Below are 16,797 nucleotides of genomic sequence, written 5' to 3'. Positions count from 1 at the left end.
TTAAGCGCTACGCCCACGCTACTTGAGGTGCTATCAGCTATCAGCTATGAGTCATTGACCGTAGGCCAGGCTAATTGAGGTGCTACTTGAGGTGCTAATGCGCTACGCCCACGCTACTTGAGGTGCTTTTGAATAAAACAGGTAAGCATTGGTTTAATCTGAGTTACTTGAGCTTTTAGCTGACGGCTGACGGCTGACGGCTTAATGCTTACGATTTTTATTGAGCTACTTATACCGCTACAGCCAGGGTTTGTAATGCGCTGACAATCTCTTCTGGGTCAAGTCGCTTGGTGTAATCTAGGTCAACTAAGGCATGGGTGATGGTTCCATCGGGATTAATTACATAGGTGGCGGCAATGGGTAATTCAAAGGTTTCATCACCGTTGTGGGCAGGTAAATCAATGCCAAAGTTTTGGTAAACTGGTCGGAGTTCTTCTGGTACGGTAAAGACTAGACCAAACTCTTTGGCAATCTTATTCCCAACATCGCTTAGTACTTCAAAGGTTAGGTGGTTTTTCTCTGTAGTGGACAGGGAATTATCGGGAGTTTGAGGGGAAATAGCGACTAGGGTTGCACCTAATTTCTGAATTTGTGGTAAGATTTGCTGCAATGCTCGTAATTCTAGGTTGCAGTAAGGACACCACTGACCCCGGTAGAAGGAAATGACTACGGCTCCGGTGGCTAGTAGGTCTTGCAATTCTACCAGTTTACCTACGGCATTAGGCAGAGTAAAGTTAGGGGCTTTGTCGCCAACATTGAGGCTATTGTCTACAATGCCAGAATTAGCGAGGTCTTCCCCTGCTTTTGCCATGATGAGTTTGGCTTCTTCTGGTTGCTGAGCGCGAAGCTGGGTATTTAGGTTAATCAAGTCTTGGCTTAAGGTCATGATTTACTCCTAGTTAGGTTATATTTGAACAATCGTTCCAATTAAGAGCCAAAAAAATTACTCTGTCAATTTACTGTCTCAATTTACTCTGTCAATCGAGAACGGAAAGTATGACCTTGACAATAGCTCTTAGGGTTTCTGGGTCTGGGTTGACTTTGGAGATAACCCGCAACCCTTGTATACTACTGGTGAAATATTGGGCTAATGCCTGAAGGTCATGGTTGGTTGTGATTTCCCCTTGCTCCCTTGCTGTGGATAAGGCTTTTTTAAAGGCGTTTTCCACTGAGCGCAGATTAGCAGCAATCCGGGATTTAGTCTGTGGATCGTGGGGACACAGTTCAACAGCGGTGTTGGTGAGCAAGCAGCCTCGATGGTCTTTATCGTCTACAGCCCCTTCGATCAGGTTGTAGAAAAAGTCGATAATGGCTTGCTTTGAAGCTGTGGGTGCTTCTAGGGATGCGATCGCATTTTTTACACAGGTATCATTGTAATGAGCGATCGCAGCCATGAATAGGGAACGTTTGTCACCAAAGGTGTCGTATAGACTGCCTCGGTTAATCCCCATGCTTTTGACCAAGTCCTGCATTGAGGTTCCTTCATAGCCATAAAGCCAAAAGGTTTCCATGGCTTTTTCTAGAACATCTTCTGGGTCAAAGGTTTTGTGCCTTGCCATCACCTTTGCTTAACTCGTATCTTTACTATAACAATTCTGGAACGATTGGTCAAGTAATCCAGTTGCTTCGCTGACACTGCTGGGATTTGCAGTAACTATAAGTATGTCATAAATAAATGTAATAATTTGGATGTCAGTGCAGGAGTGGACTATTGAATAACGCAGGTCTCCCGGGCGAACCAGCAAACCTTTCAGAGGTAACAGAGGTAACAGTAGATGATATTCCCGAGGCAGTAAGGGATAGACAAGATATAAAACCCCGGTCTCGTTGGCAGGTCACCTTACTAATTATTGGACTATTAGCAATAGGAGGAATCGCCTTTAGCCTGATTCCAATGGAACCAACTCCTGAAGCTCAGTCCAATCTTACCCCGTCGGGTAAAGCAACATCGACTCAAAGTCAGACAGAAGCTAGTTCACAGGGGAATAATGCTGATAACATTCTGGGACACTTACCCTACTCTGAAGTCTTAAGCTCACAACTGCAACCAATTACCCGCGATGGCCGGATTAAATTGGAGGCTGCAGCAGCTCAGAAATACAAAGCAATGGCAGCCGCAGCAAGAAGACAGGGGGTAACTTTAGTGCCAATTTCCGGTTTCCGTTCTGTGGATCAGCAAAAGTACCTGTTTTTTCAAGTAAAGGAACAGCGAGGACAGGTGGCTAGTAAACGGGCTGAGGTAAGTGCTCCTCCTGGCTACAGTGAGCATCACACTGGTTATGCGATCGATATTGGGGATGCCATGACACCAGCTACCAACCTGAGTCCTGAGTTTGAGAATACGGCAGCCTTTAAGTGGTTGGAAAAGAATGCGGCTTTCTACAGCTTTGAGTTGTCTTTTCCTAGAGACAATCCCCAAGGAATTAGTTATGAGCCTTGGCACTGGAGGTTTGTGGGAGATACCAAGAGCTTGGAAACGTTCTACAAAGGTAAGAAACCTACTCCTCTTCCTCTTCCATCGGAAACACCAAAGTTTGAGGATGAAGTATGAAGTATGAAGGTTAGCTGGTTGAAGGTTAGCTGGTTGAAGGTTAGCTGGTTGAAGGTTAGCTGGTTGAAGGTTAGCTGGTTGAAGGTTAGCTGGTTGAAGGTTAGCTGGTTATCTGGTTGAAAGGCTTGGATACTTGGATGGATCGACAGTAAAAATGGCAATTAATAATTAACAATTAACCAAGTATAATTAATAACTAACTAACAAGTAACCAAGAACAAATGCAACAAATTGCGCTGAATTTAATTGCTATTGGTGTTTTTGGCATGACCCTTTCGGTTTTGCTAGGACCACTGTTGAATATTTCTCCGGCAATCCCTGCGGTAACTACTTTTGGTGTCTTGAGTCTTGTTACTTTAGATGGCTTCAGCTTCCAAGGCAAAGGGTTAACGCTGCTGTTAGATGTATTGGCGAGTACTAATCCTGAACATCGCGGACGCATAATTCGCCATGAAGCGGGTCATTTTCTGGTGGCTTACTTACTTGGTATTCCAATCACTGGTTACACCTTAAGTGCTTGGGAAGCTTTGAAGGAGGGACAACTGGGTAATGGTGGTGTGAGCTTTGATACTGAAGCACTATCGGCTAAGGCTTATAATCTTCGAGAAATGCGATTAACCTTAGATCGATTTTGCACGGTTTGGATGGCAGGGATTGCTGCGGAAACTATAGTCTATGAGAATGTTGAGGGCGGAGCAGAAGACTGCGAAAAACTCCGAGATGCTTTGGAAGGGTTAGGTTTTTCTGGTAGTGAGTACTCAGTGAAAGCACGATGGGCTGAGCGTCAGGCGACTAGTATGATTACTGAACACTGGGAATCTTATGAAGCACTGGTGGCTGCTATGGAAAAACGGGCATCTGTGGCAGAGTGCTGTGAGGTGATTCAGTAACTATAGCGCTTTGGTTAGGGAGTCGGGAGTCGGGAGTCGGGAATCGGGAGTCGGGAATCGGGAAAGAGAAGGAGGTGTGGTAGGTGATCGGAGGTGTGAAGAGAGGGAATTATTATTATAGTTATTAAGGTTTTTCAAAGATACTTAGCACAACGGGTCCGAGGAGATGGTGATGTCCTAAGCATGACAAACCTGCTACCTGGCCAAATTCTTCGCGTTGCTGTGGGCTATAGAAACGAATGCGGTTAGGGGAAATTGGTAAAGACTTTTTTCGCTTTCTCACAGTATAGTCTACTAGGTAATAATGTCCTTTAGGGCGCAAGACCCGACTAACTTCTAAGAAAACTTGTTGAGGATTGAGGTAGTTTGACACTCCCCGCCCTAGAAGAGCGGAGATTCTTCACTCAACGACTCGACTTGCTCAACCAGGTCGGAACCAAGAAGAGTAGAGGCCAAATCTCCTGAAGCGTTTGGATTTAAAATCCAAGTTCCGACGTGCCCCGTCGTACTTATGGCTCTATTTCGGATATTAATGGCGGCATTATGGTCTCTGTCTAGTTCACATCCGCACTTGCAGACATGAGTCCTAGTTGATAGAGACTTTTTCACTACCTCACCACAACTAGAGCAATTCTGGCTAGTATAGGCAGGATTTACTGCAACGGTTATCCTGCCAAACTTTACACCAAAATACTCCAACCATTTTCTGAATTGATACCAACCTGCGTCATTAATAGACTTAGCGAGACAATGATTTTTTGCTAGGTTTTTAACTCTCAAGTCTTCGTAAGCGACCAGATCGTTAGATCGGATTACGCAACGTGCCGGAGACGAAACCTTAGAAGAGTGCAGCCTTACAACAAAACCTGCCACCTTTGATGCATAGCCTACCAACTATAAAGGCTGCACTCTTCTTGCGGTAACTTCTAACCAGTCTCTTAGCATGTTCTTCACGCTGCCTACTTATTTTGAGATGTTGCCTTCCTAGTCTATTAATGGCTTTCCTGCGATTGGATGAGGCTTTCTTTTTTCGAGAAACCCGACGCTGATAAAATTTTAGGCGTTTTTCTCCTGTCCTGTAAAAGCGGGGATTTGGTTCACTGTGTCCTTCAGAATCTGTATAGAACTCCTTGAGTCCTACATCTAGTCCGATAGTCCGGCCAGTTGTGTTTAGATCTTCTTTGACCTCGACTGCAATGCAGAACTGGACATAGTAACCATCAGCTCGACGAATTATCCGAACCCGATTAATTTGCTTCTTGTCGAAACGCCACAAGTCCCAGGTACCTTTGAGTTTAAGCTTTCCGATCGCGAAGCGTGACCGAAGGTCAATCCCTTTTTTGTCTGTGAACGTTATCGATTTCTTGTCAGGAGCTAATTTCCATCCTGATTTTTTGTATTCGACAGAACGACCACATTTTTGGAATTTCGGAAAGCCTTTTTTTCCTGGCACCTTTTTCTTGCAGTTCTCGTAGAATCGACCAATCGATGACCATGCCCTTTCAGACGCAGCCTGACGGGCTGTAGAGTTTAGTTTGTTAGCAAAGGGGAACTCTTTGGCTAGTATCTTAGAGTATTTACTAAGGTCATTTTTGCCCGTGCCTTTATTGTCCATCCATAAACGAATACAGCTATTTCTTATGAACCTAACAGTCCGAATAGCTTCGTTTATAGCTGAATATTGAGATGGCTTACCCTTGGCTTTCAACTCTAATACTATCATTGACATTTGGTCACGATACGCGAAGAAAATTAACCTACTTTTGAAACACTTTTATATTATTACAATTCATCTAAAAGTGTCAATATTAACCTAATAAAAAGCCGTCCTATAAGGACGGGGCTTTAAACCCAATATTTTTGGTAAAAGCTGATGGTATTAAAGACTGCTTCAAATTCCCTGTCAGCAAAGGGGAGAGATTCAGCATTGCCTTTTCTATAGATTATTCGCTGCCGATGCTGGTTTTGCTGTCGGGCTTGAGCGAGCATTTTAGTAGATAAATCTACCCCAGTGCCTCGAAGATTGGGAAACTCTTGAGCAAGACGATTCAGTAAACGACCTGTGCCACAGCCAAGATCTAATACATTGGGCTGATTTGTGAGTTCTACAAACTCTAACAGTCGTTTATGGAGTGCTTGATAAAATACTGTGGTGAACAGGATGTCGTAGTTTGGTGCCCACAGATCAAAGAACTTTTCTTTTGTGCTAAAAAAATTACTAGTCATTATCAAGGTTGAAGGGTTGTTCGCTTAGCGTGGCCTTTTGGCCAAGGTTGAAGGGTTGTTCGCCAAAGGCGTTTGGTGTAGGGTAGTTTGAATGGTAAAATGGTAGAAGAGGGAGCAAGTTTAATGATTAATAAAAAAATTAGTCTTGAGTAAGTTGAAAATTTACCCCCTCGTAAATATCTTGAAAAGAAACGCTTAACTCTAAGGAGTTTAGAGAAATAACGGAATTTTCTGATTCATACTCAGTGAACTGCCATTGATTGGTAGCAGTTTTATTATATTGCAGTAGACGATACTCACTTTGTTCGATTAGAATATAGTCTTTGAACTCTGAGATGGAACGATAGTATAAAAACTTATCACCTTGGTCATAGTTTTTAGTAGAGTTTGATAAAACTTCGACAATTAACATCGGGTTCGTTACTGTAGTTGTACCCTTACCTGTGTAAACTGGTTCACCCTGAATCACCATAACATCTGGATAGGTATACTGACGGTAACGAGGTATCCACAAACGTACATCACCAATGTAAACTTTGTACTGTTTTCCCTTTAATCCGAGTTTAAAAAGGGTAGCAATATTAAGGGCAATTTGATTATGATTGGTAGTGCCACCAGTCATTGGTATAATTTCTCCATCCCGATATTCACTCTTGTATTCTGCTGTTTCTTCTAGTTTTAAATAGTCTTCTGGAGAATAATATTTGGGTTCAGATATTAGTTGCATAGGTATTTAAAATTTGCTTTTGTTATTCTGTTTACCGTAAGTAGAATTATTAGTTGTTAATCATCGTATTGCCTTTTGCCTTTTACCTGAAGCAAGCTAGGTACCTAGCGCCAAATTTTGATGGTGTTGTCGAAACTACCACTGGCAAGAGTTCTGTTATTCGGACCAAAAGCAAGAGCATGAATGGTGTCTGAATGACCGTTGAGAGTGCCAATTTCTTGAGTTGTATCAACATCCCATAGCTTTATAGTAGTATCTGCACTACCACTAGCAAGGATTTTGCCACTACGGTCAAATGCGATCGCATAAACCCAACCATTATGTCCGTGAAGGGTGGTGATTTCCTGGGCAGTGCTAATATCCCAAAGCTTGATAGTACCGTCAGCACTAGCACTGGCTAGGGTCTGTCCATCGGGAGTGAACGCGATCGCAAGCACCTGGTCTGAATGCCCTTCAAAGGTGTGAATTTCCTGACCACTTAAAGCATCCCACAGCTTGATGGTAGCGTCAGCACTACCACTAGCAAGGATTTGGCCATCTGGCCTAAAGGCTACTGAATGAATCAATGATGAATGTCCGGTCAGAGTAGTGAGCTGCTTTAGGGTGCGAACATCCCATAGCTTAATGGTGCGATCACTAGCGCCACTGGCAAGGTGGTATCCTTGGGGGTGAAAGGCAATGGAATTCACCTCACCCGAATGCCCTGTGAAGGTGAAAATCTCTTTACCATTACGGACATTCCAGAGTTTGATGGTCTCGTCAGCGCTACCGCTAGCAACACTCTTTCCCTGAGGACTAAATGCCACAGCACGCACTTCAGCGGAATGCTTAGAAAACCAACCTCCAAAGGTAAGGATTTCCCAGGCTGTTTTCAACTCCCACAACTTGATAGTTTTGTCCCTACACCCACTGGCTAGAGTACGTCCATCAGGGCTAAAGGCTACAGAATAAATTTCATCGGAATGACCGTTGAGAGTGGTTGCTGCAAAAACGATAATCCTGGGATTACCTCTTGGTGGCCGAGAGTTGCTTGTTACATTAGTTTTACCAGTTTTACCAGTTTTACCAGTTTTACCAGTAGATTGGGGAGTTTGTTGATTACGGTGGAATTGCCCCCAGGTCAGACCAGCTTCGGTTTCTTGGGTGATTCCTAAATCGTCCATCACTGCGATCGCGGATTGATACCTGAGCTTGATGGAACTCTGAATCATTTTGTCGAGAATCCGACTCAATTGTCTACTGACGGGATTATGGAGCAAAAAATCCCGCCAGACAAAGCCATTTTCCATCGGATCGTATAAATTAAATGGCTGAGTTTGGGTCAATAAATGAATGCAGGTGACCCCTAAACTATAGATGTCACTGGCAAATACTGCTTTACCAAAGATTTGTTCCGGGGCCGCATAACCAGCACTACCAATAGTTGTGCCAGTTTTGGCTAAGGTAGTGCGTGTGGCATACTTGGCTGCACCAAAATCTACCAATACCAGGTCTGGGGGAGTGATAATGCCTTGGCCAGCACTGGGGCGGAGGATACCACGACGAATGATATTCTCTGGCTTGATATCCCGATGAATTACCTTACCTTGGTGGATAAAGTTGAGCACTGGTAACAACTGACTCAGGAGTCTACGAATCTGACTTTCTCGGAATGGTTCAGTTGCTGCCAACTCTTGAGCTAAATTTTGCCCATGGATAAATTCCTGCACAATGTACCAGTGATGATCTTGTTCAAAATGGGCGAAGAGTTCAGGAATCTGGGGGTGTTTGCCCAACTGTTCCAAGCGCAAGGCTTCCTGGTGAAATAATCGAGCAGCTCTGGTAGGATAATTGTTACCTTGATTGTTAGCTTGATTGTTAGCTTGATTGTTAGCTTGATTATTACCTTGGGGGTAAAACTGCTTAATCACACAGTAGGATTTAGAGGCTTTTCCCTCGTCGATGGCCAAAAGGGTTCTGCCAAAGCCTCCTGCTGCAATCAGCTTAATAGCTCGGTATTGCTGTCCTAACAAGAGTTTAGTGCCGCAAGTTTGGCAAAACTTGTTGCCATCAGGATTGTAAGGCTTAGGACAGTTGGGATTGAGACAGTAGCTCACAGAAACAACTGGTTAGATTACTTGTGTAAGCATTCAGCCGTCAGCTGTCAGCCGTCAGCTAATCAAGGGGAGGTAGTAAACAAGCTTACGGGCTGGTACGGCTGCTTGAAAATCTCTGCTAGTCTTACTGATCCGACCCCGTCCAGTTAAAGCCCCTGATAGCACCTCAAGTACCGTGCGCGTAGTGCATCAGCTGATACGCGACACGCTGATAGCTGAATACTTACTTACTTGTATTGTTTCATAACCCAGAAATAGGTTTAAAATTCCGTAATCGCAACGCATTAGTTACCACAGATACTGAACTAAATGCCATCGCTGCACCAGCAATAATGGGATTGAGTAACCAGCCAAAGATCGGGAATAACACACCAGCCGCAATCGGAATTCCTAATACATTGTAGATAAAGGCAAAAAAGAGGTTAGTGCGAATAGTGCGGAAGGTAGCACGACTTAGTTGAATGGCTGTAATGATGCCTTGTAAATCTCCCGAGATTAGGGTAAGGTCAGAGGCTGCGATCGCAACATCAGTACCTGTACCAATGGCAATTCCCACATCTGCTTGAGCCAGAGCTGGGGCATCATTAATTCCATCCCCTACCATGGCTACAGTTTTGCCTTCTTTTTGGAGAGTGGAGATCATGCTAGCTTTTTGATCTGGTCGGACTTGAGCAAATACCCGATGGATGCCAACCTCGTTTGCGATCGCATCAGCAGTTTGTTGATTATCTCCGGTTAGCATTACTACCTCTAATCCCAACCGCTTCAAGGCTTTCACCACCTCAGCTGAAGCAGGTTTTAGGGCATCAGCAATGCCCACAATGCCTTCAACTTTACCATCAACTGCGATCCAAACTACCGTTTTACGGCTCGCCTCCCAATCCCCCTGATAGTCTGCTAAAGACCGATCCGGTTGCACCGTCACATCTGTGTCAATCCCTAATTCTTCCATCCATCGTTTTGTCCCAATCTGCACCAATCTCTTGCCCTTGAGCCCATCATCTGTCGGTTCGGAAGAGAAGAAGGGATGATCATGATCAACAATTGCCTGTACCCCACTGCCAGCAACAGCAGTAAAATTCTCTGGTGTTGGTAACTGCAATCCTATTCCCTGAGATTGGGCATAGCGCACCACTGCTTCAGCTAAGGGATGTTCCGAATGACTCTCTACCACTGCCGCTAGTTGCAACAAGTTGATTTCATTGCTGCCGGTAAAGCTGCCCAGTTCTGAGGAGGAGTCATAGATGCCTCCAACTGTAATAAAATCCGTTACCGTAGGTTTCCCTTCCGTTAGGGTTCCGGTTTTATCTAGGACGATGGTTTGCAGTTGATGAATCAATTCCAGACTTTCGGCATTTTTAATTAAAATCCCGTTTTCTGCGCCTTTACCAGTCCCTACCATCACTGCCGTTGGAGTAGCTAGACCTAAAGCACAGGGACAAGCAATGACTAACACCGCCACCATATTAATCATCGCTAGGGTAGGATTTCCTGTGGTCATCCACCAAACTCCAAAGGTGACCATTGCGATCGCAATCACTACCGGCACAAACCAACCTGTCACCTGATCCGCTAAGGTTTCAATCGGTGCTTTAGACCCTTGAGCCTGGTGTACTAACTTAACAATCTGTGCTAGTACAGTATCTTTCCCGACCCGAGTCGCCTGGAACTGGAAGCTACCGGTTTTATTAATGGTTGCTCCAATCACTTCATCCCCTGGCTGTTTCTTGACCGCAACACTTTCTCCTGTGACCATGGCCTCATCTACAGTAGAAGCCCCTTCCATAACTATGCCGTCTACCGGAATAGTTTCTCCTGGACGCACTAATACCACATCCCCAACTTGCACCTGGGCCAAGGGAATATCCTGGGCTTGACCATGGCGAATCACACGAGCCGTTTTAGCTTGTAATCCCATCAACTTACGAATTGCTTGAGATGTCTGTCCTTTAGCCCGGTGTTCCAGCAATCGCCCTAGCAAAATCAGGGTAATCACTACAGCAGTGGTTTCATAGTACACAGGGAGAGTGAACCCTTGGGGTAGGAAAGATTTCAAAACAACCGGGGGCAACACTGTGGGAAACAGAGAATAGACATAGGCAGCACTAGTCCCAAGGGTGACTAAGGTATTCATATCTGCTGTTTTGTGTTTCCAGGCTTTCCATGCTCCAATCAAAAAGGACTGTCCACACCAAAACAGAACCGGTGTGGTTAATACCAGTTGTAGCCAAGGGTGATGTAACCAAGATGGAATCCACGGAATAGATAATCCTGTCATCATCGGTAGTGAACCAATCACTAAGACAGTACTGATCACAGCACCGACAATGAATTTTCGTTTTAGGTCAAGGGTTTCCGCTTGACGTTGCGATTCGATATCATCAGGCTCATCACTGATCTCCTCGATCGGGTAAGCTTGGTAGCCAGCATCACTGATTACCTGTTGAATCAGTTTGGTTAGTTGCTGGTTAGTTTTTTGGGGGTTAGTTTCCTCGGTATTGTAGGTAATACTAGCTTCTTCTGTACCAAAATTGACGCTGCACTCTACCACACCTGGAACGGCTTGAATCACCGTTTCAATGCGTCTGGCGCAACCAGCGCAGCTCATTCCTTGTAAACGAAAGTTTTGTTGTTTCATGATTGACCCTCACCCTACAGTTAAAGGATAAACTCTCTAGTTTAGTGGAGAGTCAAGGGGATAAGTGTTAGTGGGTAAGGATTCAGCTTAAGCGCTACGCGCACGCTACGCGAACAGCCTTCAGCCGTCAGCCGTCAGCTGACGTAACAGAAATTAAACCAATGCTTAGGGAGTAGCCAAAAAATAAAATACCAGATTTTAGCTTGTAGGGTGGGCAAAAACATTTTGGTTCAAATGAGTCTTATAGATAAGATAACTTTGCCCACCCTACTTTAATTGGTATTTTTTTTACATGCAAGTCCCTTACCTGTTTTATTCAAAAGCTGTGAGCTGATAGCTGATAGCTGATAGCTGATAGCTGACCGCTGACCGCTGATAGCTTACATTTACTTTGTCTTATTTCCCCCAATCAGTTCACGAGCACGCAGTTTTACCAGAACTTTTATTCGGCGCTTGAATTCTTCAAAATCCTCTGCACTCATGTCTGTCTTCTGCCATGGTTCCCGTTGCATCAATCTTTTAAACCACTGATCCATGTTAGGATAATCAGTAAGATTAATCTCTAACTTCGGCAATAACGATATTGCTGCGACCGCAACGATATCTCCTAAGGTTAACTGGTCCGAAGCAAAGTAAGGGCTGTTTCCTAGCAAGTCTGATAAAAATTTGAGTACTCTATCTAGCTTCCGCTTGGCTAGTTTAAATTGTGGTGAATCTTCCTTTTGACAGATTAGTTGAATTACTGGGGAAAATAGCTCATTAGCAGTCAACAATTGTACCATCCTTACCTTGGCTAATGCCTCTGGTGAAGTTGGCAGCAGTGCAGGTGTGGGATATTTGGCTTCCAAGTAGTCCATAATTGCCAAGGATTCTACTAACCGCAAACCGTTATCTTCCAGAACGGGAATGTGATGAAAGGGATTAATTTCTAAAAACTCTGGTTTAAATTGATCGCCATCTAATTTAAGTAATACTGTTTCAAAGGTAAGGTTTTTTTCTAGTAACGTGAGCCAGACACGACGAGCATTTGGGGAGAGGGGATTGTAGTAGAATTTGAGCATCGATTATTTATCCGGAAGTTTACCTTTGAAGTTTAGCTTAAGTTTACCGAAAAAAAACTTTTGGTTGGTTGTTATAGCGCTACGCGCAAGGCATGCTAGCAATAGGCATGCTAGCAACAGTTGACTACAACAGCTTAGGTGCGCTCTTACCATTAAGAATTAAATTCGCCACGGGTCGCACTTTTGCTGCTTGTATCAATGTCCTAACTTTAATGCGTAGTGCTATATAGAGGTTCTAGCATTTATGAGGTACACTTTTCAAACTCAAAGTCCCCCTTATTAAGGGAAACGGGGGATCAATTTGTACCTTATGGGATAGATAATTGCTATAAAAGGTAAGATTAGTTCTGAAACTTCAGGGTCTGTGAACTCAAAAAGTTAGCTAGTGTAACGGGAGGGAAATTAAGAAACTAATGGGGATCGCAACAACCCAACCCTGGCACCACAAGTTCACCAAAACTAGCCCATCAGAGAATTTTCCCATGCCTGAGTGATAGTCTGTCGGACATCAGCAAAGGCGGAAGCTAACCTAATGGGCTTACTATTGTTGGCAGTTCGTGTGATCGGCTGCTACTGTTTTGGGATCACTGAATTGAGGAGATTATAAATGTTGTGTATTTTTTATAATAAATAATGGTGGGTTACGGCTTGGCCTAACCCACCCTACAAGATCACAATGATTGCGCTATGCCTGTTGTCTTGCGAGTTAAAGGATATAAGTTTTCGTTCTATATGGCTGATCTAGCTGAACCACCTCATATTCATGTCAACAAGGATAAGCATGAGGCAAAATTTTGGTTAGAACCAATCGCACTTGCTAAGTCAGTTGGGTTCAAACAACATGAACTTAACGAAATTGAACGTATCTTAAAAGCAAATCAGAGCTTTATTTTAGAAGTTTGGTATAAGGAGCTGAAAAAAAGTGATAGCAACTAAAGTTCAACTCCAGATTGACGACAACTACAATCCGATTATTCCCATTTACATTCCCAATCTGGATGAAGTTCGTATATTTGCCCACCAACTCCATGCCCAAGGGCTAACCTGGACAGGGGAAGCATTTAGCTGGTCAGCGGAATATACCTCTGAGCAAGCTAATCCACCATTAGACTCTCAAATGGAGTTTACCCCTGCTAGCTTTTGTATTGGTGAAAGTGGTATCTGGTTTTTCTCACTAACCTGGGAAAATGGCAAAGATCAAGAACCTGTTGAATTTCTAGACGATCGAAACCTTGTTTGAGAAATCGACTGAATGGCACTTACCTAAAAAGTCAGCCCTGAGATGATTGATGGTGCGTTACGGCTTCGCCTAACGCACCCTACGATATCTACAATATCAAATTATCGAACTTAGAAAGAACCGAAAAGATAATTACCAGGAGAATCTGGGTCATCACTTTTGTGAAATTGTTCAAGCAAGTCTTTAAACTGATCCTTAGACAAAGTGTTACCTGCTTTCAGATTTAGCTTAGAGCAAGCAATCTCTAATTCTTCATCGCTAACTCCCCAGGCTTTGAGCAAATTATAAAATTCTTCAGGACTTATAACACCATCCCCATTCTGATCAAACAGCCATACAGAAATACCAGCAGGGTTGCCCACCCTCCGAGCTTCTCAACGCAACTGATCAGGCAACTTGATCCGACTGATTGCCTGCTCTTGTTCCTGTAGTAATACTTCCTGTTGGGCTATAATTTTTTCCTGTTCCAGAAATTTTTTATAGAGGGCTTGAACCGCAGCCATTATGATGCCATTATCATCAATTGACACATCCTTGTGACCGACATTCAATCTATTATAAGCAGTATCAAGCATTAGTCTATTCCCTCACTTTGCTCCGACACCAAATCGGCAAGTTTTTCCAGCAAGCGGGCGTTTTTCTCCAGCTTTTCCTGATTTTGTGCAATGCGATGGTTTTGCTCTTCAATCAGCTGATTTAGCCCCTTGATGGAAGCCAGACAAACACCAATGGCGTCCATATGAAATATGTGCTTGTCCGTGTTGCCAAGACCGAACGCTCCGTAAAAATCCTGTGCCATTGGCCCCATATGACGGATTGCAGGATCCTCAGATTTATAGTTCCAGGTTTGGATGGGGATGTCTGCTAATTTTTTCAAAACCACTTGAGGATTGGTCGCCTCTACATTTTCCACAAACTCCGGATCAGCCGACAATGGAATTGCCCGCCGCGATAAACGCTTCATGATGTCGTTAACAATGCTCATGTTTTATTTGAGAACATAATGGTCATTCTGGAACAAATCTATGGTCAAAACGAAAGCAGAGCCCCTGTCGAGATCTCCGCTTTCCTAAAGTTTACGGCCAAGCCAACATTCAGAGCAAAGAGGCCAAAACCTGATCTACATCAACATCGGCAATGTTTTGCTTGAGGTGGCGATCGCTACGAGTACGAGCTAGTGCAGGCTCTGCGATCATCAAAAATGTGATGACAATGGGAAATACCACAACCAGGACAGATATTGCAGTAGTTAGCCACTTTTTCAGGTTCATTGGATTTCTCCTTAGATAGATTTTTAGGTAAAGTTGAAAGCCAAGCCAACATTCAGAGCAAAGAGGCCAAAACCTGATCTACATCAACATCGGCAATGTTTTGCTTGAGGTTGCGATCGCTACGCTGAGCTAGTGCAGGCTCTGCGATCATCAAAAATGTGATTACAATGGGAAATACCACAACCAGGACAGATATTGCAGTAGTTAGCCACTTTTTCAGGTTCATTGGATTTCTCCTTAGATAGTTGATTGTTAACGCCAAAACACAGATATCTCCAAACTACATAGAAATTATTTATGGGTTCTTAGCCAGTAAGGGTTGCACCTGTGTTTAGGCGTAGCAAGTCACGGGGTTATTCTATAGGAGACCGATCTAAGCTGTCAATAACAGCACCTGTAGATTCATAAGTTGTATCAAATGTTAACACAAGTTCATTTAGCTACAGCAGTGTCTTAGGATGGCTTAGACAGGGCGACATTTTCTTATCCAATAAAAATCCTATAGTTAATAGTTTACTCTACGGCTAAACTTAACCTTAAGTCCATCTCGGGGATGGGGAGTTGGAATCACCACCATTTCTAAATCTTGATCGGGCACTAATTTCCAGTCATAATCCCGGAGCAATTGAGCCGCAAAAATCCTCATTTCTAATTTGGCAAACTCCCTGCCTAAACATTCCCGTAAACCACCACCAAAGGGGATATATCCAAAGGTTTTTTGTTTATCTTCTGTTCTATCTCGGCCAAACCGATCTGGGTCAAAGCGTTGATGATATTGATAAATTTCCTCATCTTTGTGGGTTTCGGTAATTTGGCACAGTATAGTCCAACCTTGAGGAATCAAGTAACCGTTAAATTCAAAAGACTGAATAACCTTCCGAAAAATACCACTAACAGGAGGAATTATGCGCAGCACTTCTTTGAGCACTTGCTCTAGATACGTCATCTGCTTGAGATGTTCCATGGTTAGGGGTTCTGAAGCAGAAAACTGCTGTTGTTCAGCACGGAGATGGGCAAGAACATCTGGATGCTGCGCTGTCAACAGACAAAAGGATGCGATCGCAGAGGTTAAGGTTTCGTGACCTGCAAACAACAACAGAAGCACTTGGTCTTGGATGTCATCTAAACTCAAGGAATTCCCCTCGTCATCCCGGGCTTGTAACAATAATCCTAAGGCGTCCTGTCCGGGATTTTTCTGTTGCTGTCGCTGTCGCACAATGGTTTCGATATGGGTCAGCAATCCTTGACGAGCACCCAAGGCTTTACCAAACCTTGTCCAAGGTAGAGAGATCGGGATAGTGAACAATCCCTCACAAAAGTTCTTAAATACTTGAGCCAGAGCGGTTTGGGAACCTGCATCAGTTCCCATCAGCAAGGTACTAGCGATATCAAAGGTATAGTCCCGCAGTTCAGGATACCAGGTTAAGGTTCCCATCTGTTCCCATTTCTGGAGATAGTTGGTAGTAATGTTGGCCATGGTGGGAATATAACTCGCTAATGCTCTCGGTTGAAACGCTTGGGACATTAACTTGCGGCGCTTCTGGTGGAATTCTCCAATTTGGTTGCTCAGTGAGGTAGCTCCAAGTAAGGTTTCTGTGCTTTTGGGCCAGGTAGCAGCAACATACTTATTTTCGTTAGTAAACAGAAATTGATTCGCTTCTGCAGTATTCATAATCACCGCAGGACTACCAAAAATGTGGGTTTTGTAGATGCGCCCATACTTTTCTGACCGCTTTTTGTGGAAATTTCGATCGGTTAAAAAGCTGATCGTTTCACCGATAATGGGTAAACAGACGTTACCAGGGGGCAATGGAAGCGAACGCATATCTTGAGTAGTGGTTTCCATGGAAATAAGCAAGCTGCAGGGTCAATGCTTATTATCTCTTGGCTGATCCAGGGTAAACCCATCTTATAATGCAATACTTCAGATCGGAGTAGCCCGCAACCTTAGAGGTGCAACTATTAGCCATATATCTTACTAAGCCTTAGCAAACTTTACTAAAGTTAAGTATACTAGATTTAGTAAGGTTCACGGTCAATGAAAAAATATGTCACTCCAAAAGAGGCAGCCGAGCACCTCGGAGTCTCGATCTCAAC

Annotated in this window: 20 protein-coding genes and 1 pseudogene; 4 read left to right on the top strand and 17 right to left on the bottom strand. The window is 43.8% G+C overall.

All coding sequences use genetic code 11. The annotated features are described in order from the left end of the window. Positions 1-229: 229 nt before the first annotated feature. Both F6K63_RS29830 and F6K63_RS29825 read right to left on the bottom strand, forming a co-directional pair. The gene (locus F6K63_RS29830) at positions 230-886 is read right to left on the bottom strand and encodes a peroxiredoxin-like family protein (protein WP_287313977.1); all 657 of its coding nucleotides are present in this window, start codon (positions 884-886) and stop codon (positions 230-232) included. A gap of 91 nt (positions 887-977) precedes the next feature. After that, positions 978-1,559: a TetR/AcrR family transcriptional regulator gene (locus tag F6K63_RS29825; RefSeq protein ID WP_008179862.1), complete on the bottom strand. Its 582-nt coding sequence runs from the start codon at positions 1,557-1,559 to the stop codon at positions 978-980. 152 nt (positions 1,560-1,711) lie between these two features. Here F6K63_RS29825 and F6K63_RS29820 point away from each other — a divergent pair, with 152 nt between their 5' ends. Both F6K63_RS29820 and F6K63_RS29815 read left to right on the top strand, forming a co-directional pair. Next, positions 1,712-2,551 (top strand): M15 family metallopeptidase, encoded by an 840-nt coding sequence (locus F6K63_RS29820; protein ID WP_287313976.1) that lies wholly within the window; start codon positions 1,712-1,714, stop codon positions 2,549-2,551. A 221-nt stretch (positions 2,552-2,772) separates the two neighbouring features. After that, complete coding sequence (locus F6K63_RS29815) at positions 2,773-3,441, top strand: hypothetical protein (RefSeq protein ID WP_008179856.1); 669 nt, start codon at positions 2,773-2,775, stop codon at positions 3,439-3,441. Here F6K63_RS29815 and F6K63_RS29810 read toward each other — a convergent pair whose 3' ends face one another. The 9 genes and pseudogenes from F6K63_RS29810 to F6K63_RS29770 all read right to left on the bottom strand — a co-directional run bounded on the left by F6K63_RS29810 (position 3,442) and on the right by F6K63_RS29770 (position 12,189). After that, entirely contained in the window at positions 3,442-3,579 is a 138-nt protein-coding gene (locus F6K63_RS29810) for a hypothetical protein (protein ID WP_287313975.1), read from the bottom strand. Further along, positions 3,566-3,814 (bottom strand): hypothetical protein, encoded by a 249-nt coding sequence (locus F6K63_RS29805; protein WP_287313974.1) that lies wholly within the window; start codon positions 3,812-3,814, stop codon positions 3,566-3,568. The genes F6K63_RS29810 and F6K63_RS29805 overlap by 14 nt, the downstream gene beginning before the upstream one ends. 8 nt (positions 3,815-3,822) lie before the next feature. Continuing rightward, positions 3,823-4,314, bottom strand: a complete 492-nt coding sequence (locus F6K63_RS29800) for an RNA-guided endonuclease InsQ/TnpB family protein (RefSeq protein WP_287313972.1) — start codon at positions 4,312-4,314, stop codon at positions 3,823-3,825. Continuing rightward, positions 4,280-5,164: an RNA-guided endonuclease InsQ/TnpB family protein gene (locus F6K63_RS29795; RefSeq protein ID WP_287313971.1), complete on the bottom strand. Its 885-nt coding sequence runs from the start codon at positions 5,162-5,164 to the stop codon at positions 4,280-4,282. The genes F6K63_RS29800 and F6K63_RS29795 overlap by 35 nt, the downstream gene beginning before the upstream one ends. A gap of 143 nt (positions 5,165-5,307) precedes the next feature. Next, positions 5,308-5,667, bottom strand: a pseudogene (locus F6K63_RS29790) (class I SAM-dependent methyltransferase); the annotation flags it as partial. A gap of 139 nt (positions 5,668-5,806) precedes the next feature. Beyond that, a complete protein-coding gene (locus tag F6K63_RS29785; RefSeq protein WP_287313969.1) occupies positions 5,807-6,394 on the bottom strand; it encodes a Uma2 family endonuclease in 588 nt (195 codons plus the stop codon). A 104-nt stretch (positions 6,395-6,498) separates the two neighbouring features. Next, entirely contained in the window at positions 6,499-8,490 is a 1,992-nt protein-coding gene (locus F6K63_RS29780) for a WD40 domain-containing protein (RefSeq protein ID WP_287313968.1), read from the bottom strand. Positions 8,491-8,731: 241 nt separating this feature from the next. Beyond that, a complete protein-coding gene (locus F6K63_RS29775) occupies positions 8,732-11,128 on the bottom strand; it encodes a heavy metal translocating P-type ATPase (RefSeq protein WP_287313967.1) in 2,397 nt (798 codons plus the stop codon). Between the two features lie 386 nt (positions 11,129-11,514). Further along, positions 11,515-12,189 (bottom strand): glutathione S-transferase family protein, encoded by a 675-nt coding sequence (locus tag F6K63_RS29770; RefSeq protein ID WP_008179848.1) that lies wholly within the window; start codon positions 12,187-12,189, stop codon positions 11,515-11,517. Positions 12,190-12,876: 687 nt separating this feature from the next. On the opposite strand from F6K63_RS29770, the gene F6K63_RS29765 reads away from it, so the two are divergent. Together F6K63_RS29765 and F6K63_RS29760 are read left to right on the top strand one after the other, a co-directional pair. Next, positions 12,877-13,125 (top strand): DUF4160 domain-containing protein, encoded by a 249-nt coding sequence (locus F6K63_RS29765; protein WP_044492297.1) that lies wholly within the window; start codon positions 12,877-12,879, stop codon positions 13,123-13,125. Next, positions 13,112-13,429, top strand: a complete 318-nt coding sequence (locus F6K63_RS29760; RefSeq protein ID WP_008179846.1) for a hypothetical protein — start codon at positions 13,112-13,114, stop codon at positions 13,427-13,429. Before F6K63_RS29765 ends, F6K63_RS29760 begins: the two co-directional genes overlap by 14 nt. A gap of 110 nt (positions 13,430-13,539) precedes the next feature. On the opposite strand, the gene F6K63_RS29755 is transcribed toward F6K63_RS29760, so the two are convergent. From F6K63_RS29755 to F6K63_RS29730, 6 genes are all read right to left on the bottom strand, one after another. Continuing rightward, positions 13,540-13,791 carry an EF-hand domain-containing protein gene (locus tag F6K63_RS29755; RefSeq protein WP_008179845.1) on the bottom strand — a complete coding sequence of 84 codons (252 nt, stop codon included), beginning with the start codon at positions 13,789-13,791 and terminating at the stop codon, positions 13,540-13,542. A gap of 12 nt (positions 13,792-13,803) precedes the next feature. After that, a complete protein-coding gene (locus F6K63_RS29750) occupies positions 13,804-14,004 on the bottom strand; it encodes a hypothetical protein (protein ID WP_287313966.1) in 201 nt (66 codons plus the stop codon). Beyond that, a complete protein-coding gene (locus F6K63_RS29745; RefSeq protein ID WP_143764191.1) occupies positions 14,004-14,393 on the bottom strand; it encodes a tail fiber domain-containing protein in 390 nt (129 codons plus the stop codon). Before F6K63_RS29745 ends, F6K63_RS29750 begins: the two co-directional genes overlap by 1 nt. 130 nt (positions 14,394-14,523) lie before the next feature. Next, positions 14,524-14,700 (bottom strand): hypothetical protein, encoded by a 177-nt coding sequence (locus F6K63_RS29740; protein ID WP_154659679.1) that lies wholly within the window; start codon positions 14,698-14,700, stop codon positions 14,524-14,526. Positions 14,701-14,752: 52 nt separating this feature from the next. Next, the gene (locus tag F6K63_RS29735) at positions 14,753-14,926 is read right to left on the bottom strand and encodes a hypothetical protein (RefSeq protein WP_271968735.1); all 174 of its coding nucleotides are present in this window, start codon (positions 14,924-14,926) and stop codon (positions 14,753-14,755) included. Positions 14,927-15,205: 279 nt separating this feature from the next. Continuing rightward, positions 15,206-16,546, bottom strand: a complete 1,341-nt coding sequence (locus F6K63_RS29730; RefSeq protein WP_193431498.1) for a cytochrome P450 — start codon at positions 16,544-16,546, stop codon at positions 15,206-15,208. Between the last annotated feature and the right edge of the window lie 251 nt (positions 16,547-16,797).

The sequence above is a fragment of the Moorena sp. SIO1G6 genome, assembly GCF_010672795.1.
GTDB classification, from domain to species: Bacteria; Cyanobacteriota; Cyanobacteriia; order Cyanobacteriales; family Coleofasciculaceae; genus Moorena; species Moorena producens.
The sequence above is the reverse complement of the archived record's forward strand: the minus strand, read 5'-3'. Positions and strand labels throughout refer to the sequence as shown.